This is a genomic window from Niastella soli, assembly GCF_017742245.1.
GTDB classification, from domain to species: domain Bacteria; phylum Bacteroidota; class Bacteroidia; order Chitinophagales; family Chitinophagaceae; genus Niastella; species Niastella soli.
On the sequence record NZ_JAGHKO010000024.1, the window covers coordinates 1 to 20,445 of the forward strand.

Genomic DNA, 20,445 nt, shown 5'->3' on the forward strand with positions numbered 1-20,445 from the left:
GAAGGCAGAAGGCAGAAGGCAGAAGGCAGAAGGCAGAAGGCAGAAGGCAGAAGGCAGAAGATTTTTGACGACGCAAGATAGTGATTAATCTCAATAATCGCGAGCCTACTCACAACTCACAACTCACAACTCACAACTGACCACTCACAAAAAACATCTTGACAAATGAAATACAACTATATAATAATATTCTTACTGACAACCATAACCGGTTGTAAGAAAGCATACTTCGATGCAGTGCCCAAAGACCTTGTTTCAACGGGTGCTATTTTTAAAAACAAAACAGAAACAGAGAACTGGCTGGCTTCGGTATACAGCTTCCTGATTGATCCCTGGTCAACAACAACTGGCTCGGCACGTTATTGGGCCAATTATACCGAAGAACTGGAGCCTGCCAGCGCAACCCTACAGGCAAGTGGCAGTCTTACTGGCGTAAATGCAGTAAACCTCTGGACGAACCATTACCAGGGAATTCGCATGGCCAATATTTTTATAAAGAACATTGAAAATAGTGAGACCAATCTGTTAAAGGAACCCAATGGCAAAGAACTGATGGACCAGTATAAAGGCGAAGCCCGTTTTTTACGTGCCTACTATTACTGGAATTTAATGAAGCTGTACGGGCCGGTTGTTCTGGTGGGAGATGAGCCGGGTAAGTATAACGATGATTTCCAAATACCCCGCAACACCTGGAAAGAGTGTGTTGATTATGTGCTGGCAGAAATGGATGCTGCTTATAAAGTGGTTCCCGATAAATACCTTACGACTGTTGGCACAGAAGATGCCACCCAGTCTGGCCGCATCAACAAACTGGTGATAGAGGCGGTTAAATCACAGGTGTTATTATTTGATGCCAGTCCGTTGTACAATGGCAATCCTGATTTTGCCAACTTCAAAAATAATGATGGCACCCTGTTGATGAATACGGCGTATGATGCAGACAAATGGACCTTAGCAGCCGAGGCTGCTAAGGTGGCAATAGATCATGCAAAGGTCAATGGCAAGAGTATTTTCGTAATGAAGAATGCCGATCCGTTTGTAGCCGCTATTACTTCCTATCGGGAGTTGTTTCTTAATGGTTGGGCCACAGAAGGCATCTGGACCCGTGCCAATACGGGCTATCAGGCCTGGGAAGCCGAAGCAGCCCCACGGGCGGTGAATGGTACCGGGTTTAATGCGTCGCTGGCTGCAACACAGGAAATGGTTGATAAATACAGAATGAGTAATGGCAAGGCCATAAACGAAGCGGGCAGCAATTACAATGCAAACGGTTTTACAACTACGGCCAAAGCCGGATATTATGTGGCTGGTACCTCGAATATGTATGTAAATCGCGAGCCGCGTTTTTACAACTCTATCACCTTTAATGGCGCTACTATTCCGTTTGTGGCCAAAACAGGACAAACCTATGTACAATTCTGGCCAACGGGTAATTCGGGTAATGCGAATGGTGCTGAAACAAAATTTCCCAAGACCGGTTACCTGGTGCGTAAGCATACCAATCCATCGCGGAACTTTTCGAGCACTTCCGGTAATGTGGCGCGTCCTGCCATGTACATTCGTTTGGCAGAATTATATTTGAATTACGCAGAAGCATTGAATGAATCAGAGCCCGTTAATAAGTCAAAGGAAATTCTTGATCATTTGAATGCCATTCGTGTGCGTGGCGGTCTTGCAGAACTTTTGCCAGGGTTGTCACAAGCAGAAATGCGTAAACAGATCCAGACAGAAAAATGCATCGAGATGGCGTATGAGGGCTGTCGCTTTTTTGATCTCCGCCGGTGGAAGATCGCCAATACTTCTGAAGGCAGACAGGGCGGAGATTTTACCGGTATGAATGTGTACGATGGGGCCAGTTTGTCAGATCCGGCATTTTATGTGAGAACAAGGATCTCCACCCGGGTATGGGATAATAAATATTATATTTTCCCCATCCCGCAGGGTGAATTGAATAAGAACTTTGCGATGGTGCAGGCTCCGGGGTATTAAACCAGTTACAGGTTACAGGGTTTTAATTGGTCTGGCACTTGTAACCTGAATTGAAACATCTTCTTTGTTTACGTATGAAAGTTGATAGGAAAAATATGCTTATTAGCAAGTTGCTGTTATTTTGTTTGATGCCTGTTCTCGTATTGGCGTCTCCAGGTGACAACGTGTTCATCACGCAACAACATTACCAGGTGCCCATCTTGTTGCAGAAGAAAGACAATCCGGTTTTGCGCATTCACTTACATAACGGAAGCGATAATAGTTTGCAACTGACGGAAATGACTTTCAGCACTACGGGAACTACGGACTGGAAAGATTTAAAACAGATCTGTTTGTATTATGCCGGTGCCGATTTGGGAATGCGCAACCTGGGCAGTGTAGAGAAAATACAACTGGTTGGCAGTGTAACAAAAACAGGGGAGCGGTTATTGATAAAGGGAGCGCAGGCATTGCCTCCGGGCGATCATTATTTCTGGTTGTCTGCTGAATTAAACTCCGGTGTTCCTTTAACGCATGTCATTATTATAAATGCTACCAAAGCGGTATTAAACGGCAGGATAAACAATATTGAGGGTGCCATAAAATTTCAACAACGCATAGGTGTTGCCTTGCGGCAACATAACCAGGACAGTGTACATACTTATCGCATCCCGGGCTTGTCAACCGCCAAAGACGGTTCCCTGCTTGCCGTTTATGATGCGCGCCGCGAAAGCGCCCGCGATCTGCAGGGAAATATCGATATCGGGTTGAGCCGGAGTATTGATGGCGGTAACACCTGGCTGCCGATGCAGGTTGCCATTGATATGGGAACATGGGGCGGGTTGCCTGAAAAATTCAACGGCGTGTCCGATGCCAATATCCTTGTTGATAAAAATACCGGCGCCATTTTTATCGCCGGTTTATGGATGCATGGCGTTTTGAACGAACAGGGTAAATGGACAGAAGGATTGACCGACACCAGCACCAACTGGAACCACCAGTGGCGGGATAAAGGATCACAACCCGGTTTTGATGTTAAACAAACGGCCCAGTTTATGATCGTGAAAAGCGAAGACAATGGAAAAACCTGGAGTAAACCGGTAAATATTACCCAACAATGCAAACAGGAAGCCTGGTGGCTTTGGGCGCCAGCCCCCGGTGCAGGGATTACGCTGCATGATGGTACTTTGGTATTTCCTACCCAGGGCCGTGATAAAAACGGAAAGGCATTTTCAAACATTACTTACAGCAAAGATGGCGGCGCTACCTGGCATACCAGCAACCGGGCTTCAAAAGAATCCACCACCGAAAATATGGCGGTGGAGTTGAGCGATGGAACGGTAATGCTGAACATGCGTTGCAATAAAAATAAAACAGATACTGGTGACACCAATGGCCGGGTAATTGCCATAACCCATAACCTGGGTGTGGATTGGACTGAACATCCAACCAGCCGTGGTGCTTTACACGAACCCGTTTGTATGGCCAGTATTTTACGGCATGACTATATAGTAAAAGGGAAAAAGAAGCCGTTGCTGTTATTTGCGAATCCAGATTCAAAGACATTGCGGCATCACATGACCATGAAAGTTAGTTATGACGATGGGCTTACCTGGCAAGCCAGTAAAAAAATACTGCTCGATGAATGGAAAAGTCGCGGCTACTCCTGCATGACCAATATCGATGCGGAAACAATTGGCATTGTATATGAAAGCAGCCAGTGTGACCTGGTTTTTCAACTGGTGAAAATAAAGGAACTATTGCCTTAATATTTGCGTAACAAACAAGGCCGACCATTTGGTCGGCCTTGTCAATGATCGAAGAGCGGGGGTAAAGTTATTTTAATAATCCTTCCAGCAACACGCCATCACCAGCGGGCATGTTCAGGTTTAATAATTTGCTGATCAATGGGGCAATATCAACCAGTCCCATTTGTGGTATCACCACTCCTTTTTTAATGCCATAACCAAAGGCAACAAAACCGGTTTGAATTTCTTTAAAGTCAGGGTAAAAACCATGGGTGCCGCCTTTGCCGGCGCGAATAAATTCACCCTCGGTAGCGCCTGAGAACGCATAACCCTGTTTAGCGGCCAAGGCGAGCGTGGCAGAGCCATCGGCGCCTATGGCATCCATTTCTTCCCTTGTTTTTATCGTGAACATTTTTTGTTGGGCTGCAGGCAGGCTGGTCAGCAATTGCAGTACTTTCTCTTTGGTTTGTTTGTCGTTTTTGTCTTTTAACTGCAGAAATGACGCACCACCGGATTGATGAAAATAAGCCTTCCAGTTTTCTGTTTTTTTCGGATCGTATAAACCGGCTTTTACCAGTAGTACATTGGGAGCAATATTTGTATGGATATCAACGAATCCGTGGTCACCCACAATGATAAAGGTGGTTTTATCGGCAATGCCGGCTTTTTGCACCGCTTCTCTGATGCTTTTTACAGCTCTGTCAACCCCGGCAATGGCAGCGCGTACTTTATCGCCATCACGGCCTTGTTCGTGTTCAAAATGGTCAACTGTAACCAGGTGAACGGCCAGTAAAGCTGGTTTGTACTGACGAATAAGATAGCAGCTCATGCGGGCCAGGTTTTCATCCATACCCAGATAATCGCCATTAAAATCAAGCTCCTCCATTTTGCCGGTGGCATGTTGTTCTACCTCTTCATACAAACCGGGTGGGGTCGCGTTTTCCTGCAGGGCTTTTGACATAACACGGTCCTGACCTTTTTCTTTGGGCAGGTACCAGTATTCGGGAATGTTGTAGGTAGCTGGTCCGCCTACAGAAACGGGCCAGAAGACAGCCGCTGTTTTTAATCCTTTTTCTTTGGCCACGCTGAACAGGGTGGGCACTTTAATATTTTCATATTTCCACAACCAATTGCCGGTTACACCCAGTGGCTCTGAAGGTGTATTATAATAAACACCATGTTTCAGTGGTTTTACGCCAGAGATCATAGTGGTATGAGATGGGTAGGTAACAGTGGGGAAAACACCGTCTACACCATCTGCATAAGAACCCGATTCCATAGCCTGGCGCAAGTGTACCATATTCCAGGATGGGTCTTTGTAAAATTCAGGTCGTAAACCATCGATACTGATAAGCACTACATGCGACTCCTGCGCAGTGAGTGTTGACTGACATAACAGTAACGTGCAGATACCAAAGAGGAATTTCTTCATAATGAGCGCGAATTTAAATGGTCCTGTTTGTGAGTAAAATGAATTTTATGTTATGATTTTATTTGTGCCTGGGTGTTGCACCAGCCGAAACTATAGACTGGTAAAGTGTCTGGTTGGTACTATTTGAAAATAAAAAAGTCTCCCCGGCGGTACCGTCGGGGAGACTTTCATTTATTGGTCACAATTGGTTTATTTGATCAGTCTAAACGCAAACGGATAACGGTATAATTTGCTCTCGCTGGCCTTTACGGTAGCCACAATTACAAATACCAGTATCAAGATGCCCAGTATCCATACCAGCAGGATGCCGATAATAGTAATGAAAAGAATGATGGCGATGATGGTGGCCGTGAGCTGAAAATTCAATGATTCTTTAGCGTGTTCAGCCACAAATTTCGAATCATCTTTTTTGATAAGATAAATGATCAGTGGTGGAAAGATCCAGAAAAACAAGGTCAGTACATGACTGAGAATAGCCAGTGTTCTTTCATCACTTGTTGGTGTGTAAGCTGGTACCGACTCGGTGCCCAGGAAAGAATTAGAAGGGTTGCTACTTGTCATTTTAAGGTGTTTCCATGAAATTATCGAAATAATGTCAATTAATAAATTAGAAAGACCTGCAAGGGGCGCGCCTTACAGGTCTTTTTGATATATTACAATTGTTTAATGTTCGCCCGAAACATCAATTCTCTGTGGCCGGTCTTGGGAACTGTACCCATACATCATCGCCGGGCCTGTCGATAGGTAATTGATTTAAACGCTCATACCGGCGCATGTCTATCCAGCGGTGGCCTTCGCCAAACAGTGAGTAACGCCGTTGAAATAATATTTCTGTAATAAGTGCGCTTTGCGTGATCGCTCCGGCATAAGGAGGAATTCCGGCCGCGGTACGAATTCTATTGATGGCTAAAATGGCATCAGGAAAACTGTTTTGCTGCGCTTTCACTTCTGCCAGCAGCAGCACCAGTTCTTCGTTACGGATAACAGGAATAGGTGCCACGTTAGTGGTATACACAAAAAAGTCATAATCGCTGTTCAGGCCGTCCTGTGTGGCAGTGGCATCGCGTTTGGGTGCTTTGTTTAATCGGGTATCGCCTGGTATCGCATCCGTGATAAAAGAGGGGTGTGCTACCCGTACTTCGGCAGGTGGGGTGTTGCGCGGAAAGTACAACGGGTTTAACAGGTCGCCGCCGCCCGTTGAGAACAGATAGTATGAACCATCGGTAAGGCTGCCGGTAAGGCTCAGGAACGATTCTGAAAGGGCGGTGTTGGCCAGCGGCCAGTCTTTACGGTAAACAGCCACCCTGGCTGCCAGCGCCCGGTTCAATTTAGAGAAGTCACTGGCTTTATTACTATACAGTGTTGTGGTGAATGGCAGTGTAGCGGTATTGCCCTTTAGATCATTGTTGGCGTCATTCAACAGGTTTTGAATGGCATTCAACGATTCTTCCTGCGAAAGAAAGGGGCCCAGTTTGTCAGGGTCTGCCACATCAACCCGGATGCCATTCCCATACTGCTGGTTGAAAACCATCAGCAATTCATAGGCTTGTATTGTTTTGGCATATGCGATCCCGGCCTTTCGCTGTGCGTCGGTAATATCTGCCTTTGTATTTTGTAAAGCCTGTATAAGCACATTGGTGTTTTTCACATCCCGGTACCGGCCATCAAACGGGTTGGTGGTATAAAAAGTATTGTTGTCGAGTGTGGCGCCGCCTTTGCCCAACAGGTCGCCGGTTACCCGGGGGTCTGAAGCGGCAAAGCGATAATATTCCCGGCCTATCATACTAACGTTATCGAGGTAGGTGCCTAAATAAATTCTCATTCCTGCTTCGGTGCCCACTACCAGGTTTTGTAATTCTGCCAATTGGGCATTTTGCGTAAGACCGCCCGTGCTTGGGTTATTGGGGTCAAGAATAGGTTCCACTTTACAGCCCGTCCAGCCCATAGCTATTACAAACAAACCAGTGATCGCAATAAGCTTTTTATATTTATGTTGATATTTCATAATTGATCTTTTGGGGTTGACTGATTAAAAAGTTACTGATACATTAAAATGGAAACTCTTGGCCGATGGATAGGGGGTTACATCCACATTGCTGGAAATAGCATCGACACCAAAGTTGGAGACTTCCGGATCATAACTGTTATACTTAAATGCATTGATCAGGTTCCTGCCGGAAAAACCTAGTTTTACCCGGGCAATATCCTTAAACAACTCTTTGGGTAATACATAACTCAATCCAATTTCCCGCACCCTGAAGTAAGAGGCATCCTCAACAAACGGGCGGGCTGTTTTGCCATACGAAGATGCCCGGTAGTCGCCATTTGACAATTGTCCTTTGGGGTCAAGGTCCCTTTTATCATAGTCGGCAGTAGTACCGGCAAAATCACCCAGTAAAGGGGTGAGGTTGATGTTGTCGCCGCCTTGTTTCCAATGCATCAGCACATTCAATTCAAAACTACGCCAGGTGACGTTGTTGTTGAATGACAGGTTGAAATCTGGTTCTGAATTCCCGAATACAGCCAGCTTGGTCACGGGATCAACTTTATCAAGATCATCGCCAATGCCCACTATCTGCGTAGCGCTTTTGCCTTTTTCAATCCGGTAGGTACCCAGGGATGCGCCAAAAGCGCCTACGTTAAAGGCCGGTACGTCTAACCGGGTTACTTTAGAGGTGTTCTTCCACCAGTTTACCTGCGCATTCCAGCGCCATTCTTTGGTGAGTACCGGAACGGCGCTTAAGCCAATTTCCACCCCTTTATTTTCAATGGCCGCTACATTCTTCCAGCCGGTTGCAAATCCTGTTGAACCTGGCGTTTGCACTTTCAGGATCAGGTCTTCCACATCCTTTTTATACCAGGTAAATTCCACGCCAACGCGATTATTCAGAATGCCGGCGTCCACTCCCAGTTCCAGTTCTTTTTGTCTTTCCGGTTCCAGGTTGGCGGCACCCCTGGTAACATCCACTATAGAACCGGTGGTACCATTGAAATTAATAGGTACCAATGGGGAATAGATAGCACCAAAAGGAGCAAAATTGCCTGCTTCGCCATAAGCCCCGCGCACTTTCAACAGACTTAACACTTTTACATCCATGAGTGGCAGGATATTAAAGGCCAGTGAAAATTTGGGATAGTAATACAATTTATCCGCATTGCCATTCCGGCTCGATTTATCGCCTCTGACACCCACGGTTCCTATCAACATGTCTTTATAATTCACTTCTTCCTGCGCAAAAAAGCCGCGGTCTTTTGAGATGATCCGGTTTTCTTGTACCTGAATAGCGCCGGCCTGATCAAGGTTGGTTTGGGTACCTATCAATTGGGTGGCAGTATTTACTACCGTATTGAGATCATTATTGAGGGCATTCACCCCGGCCTGGGTAGTAAAGATGAAGCCGTTATTGGGGTTTAATTCATATACTGCCAATGCAGAATAATTATCATTGTGAGTAACGGTTGTTCCATAGATCAGGGCGCCATTGGTACCGTTCCCATTTTTTTCAAACTGTAATACAGCGGGGAAGATGCCTTTTGTATTGAGGGTATAATAATCAATACCACCTAATGCAATTATCTTCAGGTCGTGCTTGTCGTTTTTGAAGACTTTCCAGGTCGCTCTTCCGCCCAGTAACGTGCGGTTTACCTTTTCATTATTGGTCGTTAGGTCGCGTGTTTGCATCCAGTTGGAAGGCGCCAATGGGTTATTGGGGTAGTTGCCATTGGCATCGGGATATAAACTCACCCAGGAAGGCGTTGATACATAGGCTACGCCCATTGAGGTGCTGGTATTGTCGTTATTGAAATAGCCGCGGTCGGCGTTCGATTCAACATAATTGGCATTTACCGAGAGGTCAAGGAATTTGGTGAGGGCCTGCTCGAGGTTCATGCGGATAGAAGTTTTGCGGTAACCGGTGTTTTTAACGATCGCGTCATTGTCCTGGTAAGTCATACCGGCATAATAAGAGGTTTTTTCACTTCCGCCGCTTACAGATACCCTGGTATTGTTCATGAACCCATGAACGCCATATAATTCATCTTCATAATTATAGGTCTTGCCACCGTTCGCATTATAGATGTTAAGGCCGTTGGCGCCATAGGATGCCCGTACTTTGGCCGTATCCCAGGAGCGCATACCCAGCTTGTGCAATTGCATCTGCCAGCCAATAGACTGACCCAGCTCAATTTTAGGTTTCCCTGTTTTTCCTTTTTTGGTAGTTACGATCACCACACCGCCTGCCGCTCTGGCCCCATAAATGGCAGCTGTAGAGGCGCCTTTCAGAATTTCAATGCGGTCTATGTCTTCGGGGTCAAGGTCAGCCACCCGGTTACTGGGGTTCTCCTGAAAATTGGTACTGCCCTGATTGGCTGCCTTTGAAATAAAATTCTGTCCGCTATTGATGGAGGAGTTGTCATAATAAACGCCATCAACAATGAACAACGGTTGGGAGTTACCCACCAGGGAAGTGATACCCCGCATTTTTATAGAGATCCCGCCGCCGGGAGCGCCGGAATTGGAAGAAACGGCTGCGCCGGGGAATTTGCCATAGAGGGCGGCATCCACCGTAGCCTGAGGGGTGGTACCCACCAGTTGTTTGGCCGAAACCGTACCTACCGCATGGGCCAGGTTAGCACGTTTGGTAGAAGAGGCCAAACCGGTCACCACCACTTCTTCCAGGTGACCTACGTCTTCCTGCATGGTGATAATAAGAGAAGTTGTTGGGGCGGTTACATTAACAGAGGTAGCCTTGAAACCTACGAAGGTAATATCCAGTACCCCGCCTTTGCCAGGTATGGTTAAACTGAATTTACCATTGGCATCTGTAGAAGTGCCCTGGTTGGAATTCTTGATCTTTACGGAAGCGAACTGTATGGGATTATTCTTACCATCTAACACAGTTCCCGAAACACTTACTTGCGCAAATAGCCATACAGGAGCAGATAAACAGATTAAAAGTAGCAATCGTTTGTAGTTTTGCATTCTGGAAATTTTGATGTGAACAATAATAGGTTGGGCTCGGGATCAGCAGCTATGACATACCAAATACCAGGATAACTTTCATAAGGAATGGATTAATGACACAAGGATATTGCGGATGTTTCATGGGCGATTTGCCAAATCTTGTCAATCAGTAGGTTACAGTTGAAAAAGGTTGCAGCTTACAAGGGAGACAATTGCCCCCCATTAATTGCTGCATAAGGAGTTAGAATGCGTTTTTATACTTTCCGGGAACGTAATTTGTGACAAAAAAATTACACTGATAGCTTAAAGCAGCCAGTTAATATTTAAAAATTCCGGACAATACTATGCAAAAAAAACGCACGGCATGCCTCCTGCAACACTAACGGATAACGAAGAACGCCCCAAGCGGATTGCGCGGGGCGTTTTACTAAGTTAAGCGGTCAGACTTACACGTTAAACGGTCGGTATCAAGGATGGGTACTCGATAATTTTAAATGATATTGCGATTAGAATTTTATAGTCACATTGGCCGTAAAGGTTCGCGGCATTTGCGGGCTCAACGTACCCTGACCTGCAAAATACAATTCATCGGTTGCGTTATCTACTTTCACCCCAAGCCGGTACCAGCGGGCGTCATAAAAAATGGTCCCGTTTAATAATGTATATGAGGGCAGTGTGAACACGCCGGTGGCGGCTGAGTTGGCAGTCAGGTGTTTGTCAACATAGTTGCCACCAACACCGGCGCCCAGTCCTTTTAATTTCCCGGTTGGCAGGGAATAAGTGATCCAGGCATTGGCCAGATTGGCCGGTCCGGCAAAAGCAGGACGTCGGCCATCAATTGCTGCAGATGCTTTGGTCAATTTGCTGTCGTTATAGCTATAGCCTGCCAGTATGTTCAGGCCATTAACGGGGCTTGCCTGTACTTCCAGTTCAAAGCCTTTGCTGTATTGAGTGCCATCCTGCACGTTGATGTTATAGCTTTTGTTATCGATGATAGTAGGTTCGGCCCGTACCATGTTGGTGGCGCTGATATCGTAATAGCTGGCAGTAACATTCAATTTATTATTCAGCAATTCGAGCTTTACCCCGCCTTCAAACTGATTGGCATGTTGCGGTTTCATTACACCGGAAACAGTCCCGGTTGGTATGGCTGGTTGAGCTATGGGTTGCAAATAAATAAAGCCGTTCATGTAATTGGCAAACAGCGATACTTTATTTCTTACCAGTTGATATAACAAGCCGTATTTATGGGAGAAGCTGGTTTGTGAATATCTGGTGTCTTTAATAATGGTATCTGCATAGTGGTTGCGGGTCCCTTTGCTGTCGAAACCATCAACGCGCAGGCTGATCATGGCAATCAGGTTATCGGTCAGGTCCACTACATCCGATATATATGCACTGTAGAGATCAGTTGAGGTGTGGTTTCTGGTAGCGCCATCTGTGGCAGCGGCTATCTTCTGGTCAACCGCATATTTAGAGATCTTTCCATAGTTTTTATCCAGGATGTCTGTACCATTTACAAAGTCAAAGACCACCTGGGTAGAAAGGTCATTGTTCATTCTGGTGTGCACATAGTCAAGTCCTATCAACAGGCGGTGTTTAAGAGCGCCGGTATTGAAATTACCGGTAAAGTTCTGCTGAATATCCAGGGCGGTGTTGATGGTATTATAAATGCTGATGTTACGTTCCAGGGAGTCATCCGTATTCTTGCGAATGAATTCATACTGGTAGTAACCATCAGATTTTCGCGTATTGCTGCTAAGAATAGTTTGAGAGGTCCAGTTGTTGGATATTTTATAAGTAGCATGCGCCCGCATATTGGTAGTGGGCGTTTTCATGGTGAGGTCGTTGGTGGTATAAGAACGCTTCCAGTTAAAACCCAACTCATCGGGGGTATGCGCTACAAATTGACGGGTACGGTTCAGGAAAACAGTAGAAGGACTGGTCATTTCTGCACTATAGAATTCTGCGTTCAGATTTATCCTGAATCTCGAATTGGCGCGGATCTCAACAGCCGGTGCGATCAGCAATGATTTTCTGAAACCGGCATCCTGCCAGCTTTGTTGATTTTGGTAAGCCGCATTCAGGCGGAAAAATACATTGCCTTCTTTATTGGCAGGGCCATAAATATCAGCCGTAAAACGGTTCAGGTTGTAGCTGCCGGTGCTATAGGAAATTTCACCTCCCAGGGTATCGATAGGTTTTTTGGAAATAACGTTGATCATACCGCCTAATGAGGTAACAGCACCGCCATATAAGGTTGTAGAGGGCCCTTTCAGCACTTCAATCCTTTCTACGTTCACCGGATCAAATTCACCATTGGTTTGTGAGGGAACGCCATCTACCATTGATACTTCCGTTCTGAACCCACGTACGGTATAAGAAGAGGCTCCATCTGTATTGATTCCACGGTTGCTTTGGATCTTGTATAGACCAGGAGTATTCTTCAGTACATTTCCAAAATCGGTAGTGAGCTGTTCTTTGATCAGGTTGTTGGAAAGGGAGGTATATACCTGGGGATTTTCCAGACGGCTCAATGGCATTTTAGCTACGGTCTCACTGCCAATGGTAGTTGAACGCTTACTGGCAGCGATCACCACTTCCTCTAAGGTGGCGTGGTTTTCAGTCAGGATAAAATCGGTCACTAAAATTTCCCCGTCGTTAAGGGTAATGGTTTTGTCAACGGGTTTCAGTCCAACTGCTGTAATGCGAATGGTGTAAGCGCCGGGTTTAATACCGGTTAATTTGTATTCGCCCTGCTGATTGGTAGCGGTTGCCCATCTTTTGTTGGCAATGCCTACCGTGATGCCTTCAGCCGGTTTGCCATCGGCGGTGGTCACTTTTCCCTGCAAGGTGCCTTGCTGGGCTATCAGGACAGTTTGCAAACCGGTGACAAGAAATAATAACAGGGTGAAACGTAAAATGATCTTCATTTTTTTTCATTTAATAAGTACAAATGCTACAGGGCGTCGTATGTGTATTTAATCTAAAGCGAATGGCGCAAAGAAAGGAGAGGAAGGTTGCAAACCATTTACGCAATCAGGAAATCGATTTACGAGAATAGTAACTAACGGATGAGGGAAAGTTGTTATAGGTGTTTGTTATTTGAGGCCGGTTAGTTTATTCACTTCGTAAACTCTTTACCGGATTTTTAATTGCAACTTTAACCGCCTGGTAACTTACGGTAAGTATGGCAATAAGTAAAGCAATAAGTCCGGCAACCACGAACACCCACCACTGGATGGTTGTGCGGTATTGATAGTCCTGGAGCCAGGAATGTAATGCCCACCAGGCAACAGGAAAAGCTACTATACAGGAAAGACAAACCAGCTTTAAAAACTCGAATGATAAGAGTCGGGCCAATGAACCAACAGAAGCTCCCAAAACCTTGCGGATACCAATTTCTTTTGTTCTTCTTTCTGCGGTATAAGCCGTGAGGCCAAATAAGCCCAAACAGGAAATGGCTATAGCAAGTACAGAAAAAACAGCAGACAGTTTACCAACCAGGGTTTCACTCTCGAATATTTTATGGAAGGCTTCGTCTACGAATTTATATTCAAACGGGTAGCCAGGATAGCTGGCTTTCAGTACCTGGTCAGTTGTTGCCAATGCAGCTTTCAGGTCAGCGCCAGGTTTGTACCGGATGATCATAAGATTTGTCATCCGCGGAATGCACAGAAGTACTGCGGGACCACAGGGCGCATACATGTCATTAAACACGAAGTCCTCCGTTATACCAACTATCTGTGCCCTTAAAGCAGTGCTTTTCCTGGAAATATAAGCTCCAATCTTCCCCGATGCACCCATTAATTTTGCCAGCGATTCATTTATAATAACGCTATTGCTGTCAGCTACCTGTTGAAGATAAAAATCTCTTCCGCTTTTTAACTTCATATGCATGGTAGCCAAATATCCAGGGCTCACCCCCATGTCATAGATCTCGATTTTGTTGTTAGATGATTTGCCTGCCCAGGTATATTCGTTTGATGAAGTAAATATATACATAGGATCACTCCAGGTGAGTGCAACATTTTCTACCAGCCCTGATTGTAATAATTCGTTGCGGATAGCTAAAAAATGTGCTGGCAAACTATTCGGTATTGATAATTGGATCGTGTTGTTGGTCTCATATCCCAGGTTCCTTGATTTTACATGCTGTACCTGCTGGTAAATAATTATGGTGGAAATAATAAGCATGATAGAGATGGAAAATTGCGACATAACAAGGCCCTTCCTCATGAAAACAGCTGCGCTGCTGTTATTTATTTTTATTCCTTTCAACACCATTACTGGCCTGAACGAGGAAAGGTAAAATGCAGGGTAGATACCCGATAGCAGACCGCATATCAGCCCAATCGCGAACAGAAAAACAAGATGAGTGGTATTAAAAAAATCAGCATGGAGTTCTTTACCTACCAGACTATTGAAAGCAGGAATTGCAAAAGCGATCATTATTATGGCCAGTACAACCGCAAGGAATGACATGACTAATGATTCACCAATAAACTGCCGGATCAGTGCAAGCCTGCCGGCGCCAGATACTTTTCGAACACCCACTTCTTTGGCCCTCTTTTCTGACTGTGCCGTGGAGAGATTCATAAAATTGATACACGCGATCACAAGTATGAGGAAGGCGATTATGGAAAATAAATAAATGTATTGAATTTTTCCGCCATCCGGTTTTCCATCAGTGAAGCGGCTATATAAATTCCAGTCGTTCATGGAGAAAAGAAAGGTTTGTAACGTGGAACCTTCCACTTTTTTCGCCATATAATGCTTCAGTTGTTTATTAATATGGGCAATGTCTGTTAACGGTTCCGTTTCCAATAAAGTCTCCGTGAAAAAGTTCCATTTATTCAGCTCAGGAGGCGCCAGATTTTCAAAGAAGGTATAGGACGAGATCCAGTTAAAATGATAAGAACAATTGACGGGCAGATCTTTATAGACCCCTGTTATGAGATAATTCCCATCTCTGCTGAAAATTGATTCACTTTTTGTTGTCAGTATTTTCCCCACTGGGTTATCATTGGCAAATAAAGTCCTGCTCATTGATTCGCTGATAACGATATCCTCCGGTGATTGTATGGATGGATGCGTGCCATAAATAAAAGTAAGGTCCAACATGGAAAGGATAGCCGGATCAATATACCGGCCGGAGATATTAAAGCTCCTGTCACCTAATATAAAAAGCTGTTTCAATTCCCAACTGAAACGGGCTGTATTCTTTATGCCCGGAATAGTTCTTTTGATCTCCTCTGGCAACGGCATCGGACAATCCTCGATAGTAGGATTTTCACCAACTGTCGTTAGCTTGATGGTGAAGAGGGAATTCCTTTTTTTAAAATTATGGTTAAAGGACAACTCATGCTCCACCCATAAAAAAATAAAGCAGGCACAGGCGATCCCGATAGCCAAACCAAAAATATTGAGGAAGCTGTATCTTTTGTTTCTCAAGGCATTCCGGAACAATACAAGCAGTTGGTTGTGCAGCATGGCAACGCGTTTATATTGTTATAAGATGGAGAACTATCAAACCCTGTACGAAACGTTCCTAATAGAGTGCCAGGTAACATATTATTGAAAAGTAATACATTACAAAATTAGGCTAAATAAACCTGTACGTTATTGATACAATCAGTTGTCCGGTTTTAAGACACCCCTTGCAACATCGTTGCAAAATGTAAAACATTCCCTACATTTGTGCCACACTAATTAAAAGTCAATTCAATGGCAGGAAATAACAGGTACGATGTGATCATCGTAGGGGGAAGTTATGCGGGTTTATCAGCCGCCATGTCCCTGGGCAGGTCATTAAGAAAGGTGCTTATTATCGACAGCGGCTTACCCTGTAACCGGCAAACCCCGCATTCTCATAATTTCATTACCCATGATGGAGAAACGCCGGGTGCCATTGCCAATAAAGCCAGGGAGCAGGTGTTGAAATACGAAACTGTAAGCATTCAGCAGGGCATCGCGGTGTCGGCCACCAAAAAGGAGGATGGTTTTGAGCTGGCTACAAAAGACGGGATGGTCTTTTCTGCCCGCAAATTGTTATTTGCTACCGGTGTAAAAGACATGATGCCGGCTATTCCCGGTTTTGCCGAATGCTGGGGTATTACGGTTATCCATTGCCCTTACTGTCATGGATATGAAGTAAAGCAGGAGAAAACAGGTATTATGAGCAATGGCGATATTGCATTTGAATTTAGCAAGCTGATCAATAACCTGACGAAAGATCTTACTCTTTTTACAAATGGTCAGTCAACTTTATCATCAGAGCAACGGGAAAAACTGCACACTCGAAATATTGAAGTGGTAGAGACGGAGATTGCCGGTTTTGAACACAGCAATGGTATCCTGCAACGGGTGCTGTTGAAAGACGGTTCCGCTGTTCCGTTAAAAGCGATGTATGCGAAGATCCCGTTTGTGCAGCATTGCGATATCCCCTTACAATTAGGATGTGCATTGACCGAACAGGGTTATATAGCTGTTGATATGCTGGGGCGCACCAACGTTGCGGGTGTGTATGCGGCAGGAGATAATACGGTCATGATGCGGGCTGTTTCGCTGGCTGTAGCAGGGGGAGGGATGGCAGGTGCCGGTATCAATAAAGAACTGGTAGATGAATCGTTTTAAATAAGCAGGGAGGCCATCCGCCGGCTGGCGGATGACTCACCCTTTCCGTATATTGATGATGTGCCACCATCATTCGCCATTTTGTTGACTAAATGACTGGGTCTGGTTTATGCTATATATAGTATATAATCATCAACAGTCATTTAATCCAAACCAAGTGGGAAAAATCTATTTTACCTGTTCATTCGACGATGGCCATGTGGCCGATCTGCGCCTCGCAGAATTGCTTGCCAAATTTAATGTGAAAGCGACGTTTTATATTCCCCGCTCCTGTGAGTGGTGTTCTGCAAGCCTGGCTGAAAATGAGATCCGTACGCTTTCCAGTTTTATTGAAGTGGGTGGACATACCATGACCCATCCCATTTTAACAAAGGTCTCGTACAAGCAAGCCCGAAACGAAATTTTCGATTGTAAACATTGGCTGGAAGATGTAACCGGCAAAGCTATTCGCTCTTTTTGTCCGCCAGTAGGGCGATTTAACAAAGACCATGTCTCACTGCAACGCGAAGCCGGATTTACTTCCATGCGAACTGTGGAAATGCTTACCCATTCAATGGGCAGTGTAAAGAAAGTACGTGATTTTGTAATTCTGCCTACTACCTGTCAGGTGTATAATCATTCCAATATCTCGTATTTGAAGAATAATGTGAAGCGCATGAAATTCGTAAGCTATATCTCCGCGTGGCGCTTATTCGATGCTAACTGGGAAACCATGAGCAGGAACTTTCTCAATTATTTGTATTCCATGTCACTTACCCAACAGCAAGACCATTATTTTCATTTATGGGGTCATAGCTGGGAGCTCAGCCAGTTTTCGTTATGGCAGTCATTAGAGCGTTTTTTTGCATGCTTACGCGAAGTGGGGGGCTTTGAATTCATTGACAACTCCACGTTGGCAGAAGTAGTAAGACAGGGGAGGCAGGAGGTGGCGTTGAATGCGTATTGATCAGGAAATTGATGTTAATGTGATCAATTTTTCTTTCGTGCTCCCAGATCACACCACCCGGACCATTTTCAATCCAAAGAAAATAGTCCGGCAGATCAATAGCCGATTCAATCCGCCATTTTCCATGACCTACTGTTATGCCATTATTGATGATGTCGTACTGGTAATTGCTGTTTAAATGAACAAGGCAGTTATTACAAGGCTGTCTATCCAGGTTGATCAGTCTGTAATCGCCCAAAAATCGCTGTGCCACATGTTCCGGGACTGAATTCCTGTTCATGAAGCTGGCTATTGCCCATATCAAAAGTCCCAAAAACAAAACGGACAAAGGAATGGAGATCATCAGGCGTTTTCTATATCTCACGATCAGGTATAGCATACTCAGGAGAAACAGGAAAAACGCTCCAATTAAGATCATTCCTATTGCGAGTGCAGGCCCGGCCATAAAATAGTATTCAAATGGTACTATCTAAACTCTTTTGTCACCTCAATCACGCCAACAATGTTATCATTGAATTCTTCCAGCTCTTCAGCAGGCACCCACAGTTCATTATGAATTTCACCACCCACATTTTGAATATCGAACTTGCTTACGTAGTTGGTGTTAACGGCGAATTTGGTCACAAAACCGGAGCCTGAAGCTGGTACATTCCAGTCTCTCGCAATTTGAATGGCATAGGCTTCATTCATTACCGGATAAAAAATAGGTTGTTCGGGGAGGCGTGGAGGAAATCTTTTCCAGCCCGACTGTTCTATTAAAACCAATTCCTGGGGGCCTACAGGTCTGTAGAGGATGGTAGTTTCCATTGTTCAATTATTTGATCTTGATGGTATGTGCCAGGCTTTTAAAGTCGGCTATGTTTTTATCGAAGTTATCTTTGGCAACGCCCTGCATACTGATAACATTATCGCCATTGGCAATTACGCACTGATACATAATGCTGTTTTTGTCGTGCATTTGACCATGTACTTCTGCTTCGTAGGCATCATAGCCATTGATCCTTTCCGACGAGGCATTTTTTATTTGTGTATGCGTGAGCCCATAGCCTTCCAGTTTGCTCAGCATCATATCGCCCACATTTTTGGCATTCATGCCTTTTTCAATCGGCATTTGTGTGAGCACTAAAAACGGGGCGTCCGGATCATTCTTATTATCCATGCCTCCTACGGTATATACGTACATATTGGTAGAGAACTGGAAGAATTTGAATTTTGATTGACTATCGTCGAGGGAAAAGGCTGCTGCTGCAAATGGATCTATCTTTTCGTTTTTGTCATAATAGATCGTGTTCAGTGCACTCAGTATTTCTTTTCCTGAAGTTAGATCTCCGACAGGATAAACGCCCATGACCATGGTGGAGAAACTGCTGTCGCCAAACACCAGCCAGTACATGCGGGCATTGGCATCGCCCTGTAGGGAAACGTATTTGGCAGGATATCCGTTTACTTTTATTTCCTGAAACTCGAATGTTTTTATTCCGCGTTGTACAAACCCGGCTTTGTTAAAGCTGGCCGCATTGGTATAATAGTTTCCGTTTACCAGATCGGTGACCGTGATCCCGGCAGTTTCTCCTTTTCGCAAACCGGCCGGCGTTTGGGATACGGTGTAATTCGCCGGAGGGACCATATACAATCGGGTACCGGGAATATTGACGTGTTTGGTAGTTTTTGTATTCTGTATGTTGGTGTTTATTTTGTCGCTGGCAGGTGTTTTTTGTTTACAGGCTACCAGGGCAATCAAAAAAACAGATAGCAATATTTTATACATGATTTCCTCGAATTGGCCCCAATGTTACGGCATTTCTTCCCAGTAAACAATATATTGAGAATTCTTTCTATGAGTGGAGCGGTGAGGTTATAAAATGAATGGTGGCAGCAGGAATTTGGGCTGGTGCTGCAATGTTGTCTGCTATATTACGGTTTATAGCTTGCTGCGGCGTTCGTTTTTCTCCATATCTTTTCTTTGGGTGCCCATTGGGTGTAATTGGGGGCCACCGTTGAAAATCGCAGGTTTTCTTTTGAGCCCAAAATTAGAAATCCCAGTTTTTCCAGGCTGCTGTCGAATAAATTATATACTTTATCCTGAAGCGTTTTGTCGAAATAGATAAGTACGTTGCGACACAGGATGAGTTGAAACTCATTGAACGATCTGTCAGATACCAGGTTGTGTGTAGCTACTACCATTTTTTCCTTCAGCCGGTCGTGAAATTTGGCCCATTCGTATTTGGCGGTATAATAATCTGAGAAGTCTTTTTTGCCGCCACTGGCAATGTAATTTTCAGAATATTGTTTCATTTGTGCCAGCGGGAATATACCCCGTTTTATATTTTCTATTACAGTCGGATTAAGATCGGTTGCATATAACCGGGATTTGTGTAATAAATTGGCTTCTTCCAGCAAAATGGCCATGGAATACACTTCCTCCCCGGTGGAGCAGCCTGCATGCCAGATGCGGATGAACGGATGCGTGGCCACTACGGGCAATATTTGTTCCCGGAGGGTCTTAAACAGGGTAGGGTCCCTGAACATTTCCGTAACATTCACCGTTAACTCCTGTACTATATGGTTGCAATAAGAGGCATCGGTCCTTACTTTATATAAAAGTTCGGCAAAACTGGGGAACCGGTCTATTACCATTACCCGGTTCACTCTTCTTTTAAAAGAGGCCCGGGCGTAATTGCTGAAATCGTACCCGTATTTTTCAAACAATTCAGTTATTAACAGGTCCAGTTCATCCTCCTTGATCATAATT

15 protein-coding genes are annotated in these 20,445 nt (G+C 44.8%); 5 read left to right on the forward strand and 10 right to left on the reverse strand.

Annotated elements, in window-relative coordinates; translation table 11 throughout:
* Window positions 1-165: 165 nt before the first annotated feature.
* Window positions 166-1,989, forward strand: a complete 1,824-nt coding sequence (locus tag J7I42_RS32885) for a RagB/SusD family nutrient uptake outer membrane protein (protein ID WP_209144390.1) — start codon at window positions 166-168, stop codon at window positions 1,987-1,989.
* A gap of 95 nt (window positions 1,990-2,084) precedes the next feature.
* Window positions 2,085-3,737 (forward strand): sialidase family protein, encoded by a 1,653-nt coding sequence (locus tag J7I42_RS32890; RefSeq protein WP_209144392.1) that lies wholly within the window; start codon window positions 2,085-2,087, stop codon window positions 3,735-3,737.
* A 67-nt stretch (window positions 3,738-3,804) separates the two neighbouring features.
* Here the strand turns inward: J7I42_RS32890 and J7I42_RS32895 are convergent, their stop codons facing one another.
* From J7I42_RS32895 to J7I42_RS32920, 6 genes are all read right to left on the reverse strand, one after another.
* Window positions 3,805-5,148, reverse strand: a complete 1,344-nt coding sequence (locus tag J7I42_RS32895) for an alkaline phosphatase family protein (RefSeq protein ID WP_209144394.1) — start codon at window positions 5,146-5,148, stop codon at window positions 3,805-3,807.
* Window positions 5,149-5,337: 189 nt separating this feature from the next.
* Entirely contained in the window at window positions 5,338-5,709 is a 372-nt protein-coding gene (locus J7I42_RS32900; protein ID WP_209144396.1) for a DUF4870 domain-containing protein, read from the reverse strand.
* A gap of 121 nt (window positions 5,710-5,830) precedes the next feature.
* Entirely contained in the window at window positions 5,831-7,153 is a 1,323-nt protein-coding gene (locus J7I42_RS32905; protein ID WP_209144398.1) for a RagB/SusD family nutrient uptake outer membrane protein, read from the reverse strand.
* A 24-nt stretch (window positions 7,154-7,177) separates the two neighbouring features.
* Entirely contained in the window at window positions 7,178-10,129 is a 2,952-nt protein-coding gene (locus J7I42_RS32910) for a SusC/RagA family TonB-linked outer membrane protein (protein WP_209144400.1), read from the reverse strand.
* A gap of 488 nt (window positions 10,130-10,617) precedes the next feature.
* Window positions 10,618-13,044 carry a TonB-dependent receptor gene (locus J7I42_RS32915; protein ID WP_209144402.1) on the reverse strand — a complete coding sequence of 809 codons (2,427 nt, stop codon included), beginning with the start codon at window positions 13,042-13,044 and terminating at the stop codon, window positions 10,618-10,620.
* A 187-nt stretch (window positions 13,045-13,231) separates the two neighbouring features.
* The gene (locus J7I42_RS32920) at window positions 13,232-15,604 is read right to left on the reverse strand and encodes an ABC transporter permease (RefSeq protein WP_209144404.1); all 2,373 of its coding nucleotides are present in this window, start codon (window positions 15,602-15,604) and stop codon (window positions 13,232-13,234) included.
* Between the two features lie 234 nt (window positions 15,605-15,838).
* Here J7I42_RS32920 and J7I42_RS32925 point away from each other — a divergent pair, with 234 nt between their 5' ends.
* Window positions 15,839-16,747 (forward strand): NAD(P)/FAD-dependent oxidoreductase, encoded by a 909-nt coding sequence (locus J7I42_RS32925; RefSeq protein WP_209144407.1) that lies wholly within the window; start codon window positions 15,839-15,841, stop codon window positions 16,745-16,747.
* Between the two features lie 157 nt (window positions 16,748-16,904).
* Window positions 16,905-17,693, forward strand: a complete 789-nt coding sequence (locus tag J7I42_RS32930) for a polysaccharide deacetylase family protein (protein ID WP_209144409.1) — start codon at window positions 16,905-16,907, stop codon at window positions 17,691-17,693.
* On the opposite strand, the gene J7I42_RS32935 is transcribed toward J7I42_RS32930, so the two are convergent.
* Window positions 17,623-17,973, reverse strand: coding sequence for a hypothetical protein (locus J7I42_RS32935; RefSeq protein WP_209144411.1), 351 nt, complete (start codon window positions 17,971-17,973; stop codon window positions 17,623-17,625). The genes J7I42_RS32930 and J7I42_RS32935 overlap by 71 nt on opposite strands.
* On the opposite strand from J7I42_RS32935, the gene J7I42_RS32940 reads away from it, so the two are divergent.
* Window positions 17,972-18,145 (forward strand): hypothetical protein, encoded by a 174-nt coding sequence (locus tag J7I42_RS32940; protein WP_209144413.1) that lies wholly within the window; start codon window positions 17,972-17,974, stop codon window positions 18,143-18,145. The genes J7I42_RS32935 and J7I42_RS32940 overlap by 2 nt on opposite strands.
* A gap of 13 nt (window positions 18,146-18,158) precedes the next feature.
* Here J7I42_RS32940 and J7I42_RS32945 read toward each other — a convergent pair whose 3' ends face one another.
* The 3 genes from J7I42_RS32945 to J7I42_RS32955 all read right to left on the reverse strand — a co-directional run bounded on the left by J7I42_RS32945 (window position 18,159) and on the right by J7I42_RS32955 (window position 20,441).
* Window positions 18,159-18,500, reverse strand: coding sequence for a hypothetical protein (locus J7I42_RS32945; protein WP_209144415.1), 342 nt, complete (start codon window positions 18,498-18,500; stop codon window positions 18,159-18,161).
* A gap of 7 nt (window positions 18,501-18,507) precedes the next feature.
* On the reverse strand, window positions 18,508-19,461 hold the full coding sequence (locus J7I42_RS32950) for a hypothetical protein (RefSeq protein WP_209144417.1): 954 nt from the start codon (window positions 19,459-19,461) through the stop codon (window positions 18,508-18,510).
* 146 nt (window positions 19,462-19,607) lie between these two features.
* Window positions 19,608-20,441 (reverse strand): CheR family methyltransferase, encoded by an 834-nt coding sequence (locus J7I42_RS32955; RefSeq protein WP_209144418.1) that lies wholly within the window; start codon window positions 20,439-20,441, stop codon window positions 19,608-19,610.
* Window positions 20,442-20,445: the final 4 nt, after the last annotated feature.

Bases quoted from the DNA above. Each gene is read 5' to 3' on its own strand.
- J7I42_RS32885 (WP_209144390.1), top strand. From the start codon at position 166: ATGAAATACAACTATATAATAATATTCTTACTGACAACCATAACCGGT.
- J7I42_RS32890 (WP_209144392.1), top strand. From the start codon at position 2,085: ATGCTTATTAGCAAGTTGCTGTTATTTTGTTTGATGCCTGTTCTCGTA.
- J7I42_RS32895 (WP_209144394.1), bottom strand. From the start codon at position 5,148: ATGAAGAAATTCCTCTTTGGTATCTGCACGTTACTGTTATGTCAGTCA.
- J7I42_RS32900 (WP_209144396.1), bottom strand. From the start codon at position 5,709: ATGACAAGTAGCAACCCTTCTAATTCTTTCCTGGGCACCGAGTCGGTA.
- J7I42_RS32905 (WP_209144398.1), bottom strand. From the start codon at position 7,153: ATGAAATATCAACATAAATATAAAAAGCTTATTGCGATCACTGGTTTG.
- J7I42_RS32910 (WP_209144400.1), bottom strand. From the start codon at position 10,129: ATGCAAAACTACAAACGATTGCTACTTTTAATCTGTTTATCTGCTCCT.
- J7I42_RS32915 (WP_209144402.1), bottom strand. From the start codon at position 13,044: ATGAAGATCATTTTACGTTTCACCCTGTTATTATTTCTTGTCACCGGT.
- J7I42_RS32920 (WP_209144404.1), bottom strand. From the start codon at position 15,604: ATGCTGCACAACCAACTGCTTGTATTGTTCCGGAATGCCTTGAGAAAC.
- J7I42_RS32925 (WP_209144407.1), top strand. From the start codon at position 15,839: ATGGCAGGAAATAACAGGTACGATGTGATCATCGTAGGGGGAAGTTAT.
- J7I42_RS32940 (WP_209144413.1), top strand. From the start codon at position 17,972: ATGAAGCTGGCTATTGCCCATATCAAAAGTCCCAAAAACAAAACGGAC.
- J7I42_RS32935 (WP_209144411.1), bottom strand. From the start codon at position 17,973: ATGAACAGGAATTCAGTCCCGGAACATGTGGCACAGCGATTTTTGGGC.
- J7I42_RS32945 (WP_209144415.1), bottom strand. From the start codon at position 18,500: ATGGAAACTACCATCCTCTACAGACCTGTAGGCCCCCAGGAATTGGTT.
- J7I42_RS32950 (WP_209144417.1), bottom strand. From the start codon at position 19,461: ATGTATAAAATATTGCTATCTGTTTTTTTGATTGCCCTGGTAGCCTGT.
- J7I42_RS32955 (WP_209144418.1), bottom strand. From the start codon at position 20,441: ATGATCAAGGAGGATGAACTGGACCTGTTAATAACTGAATTGTTTGAA.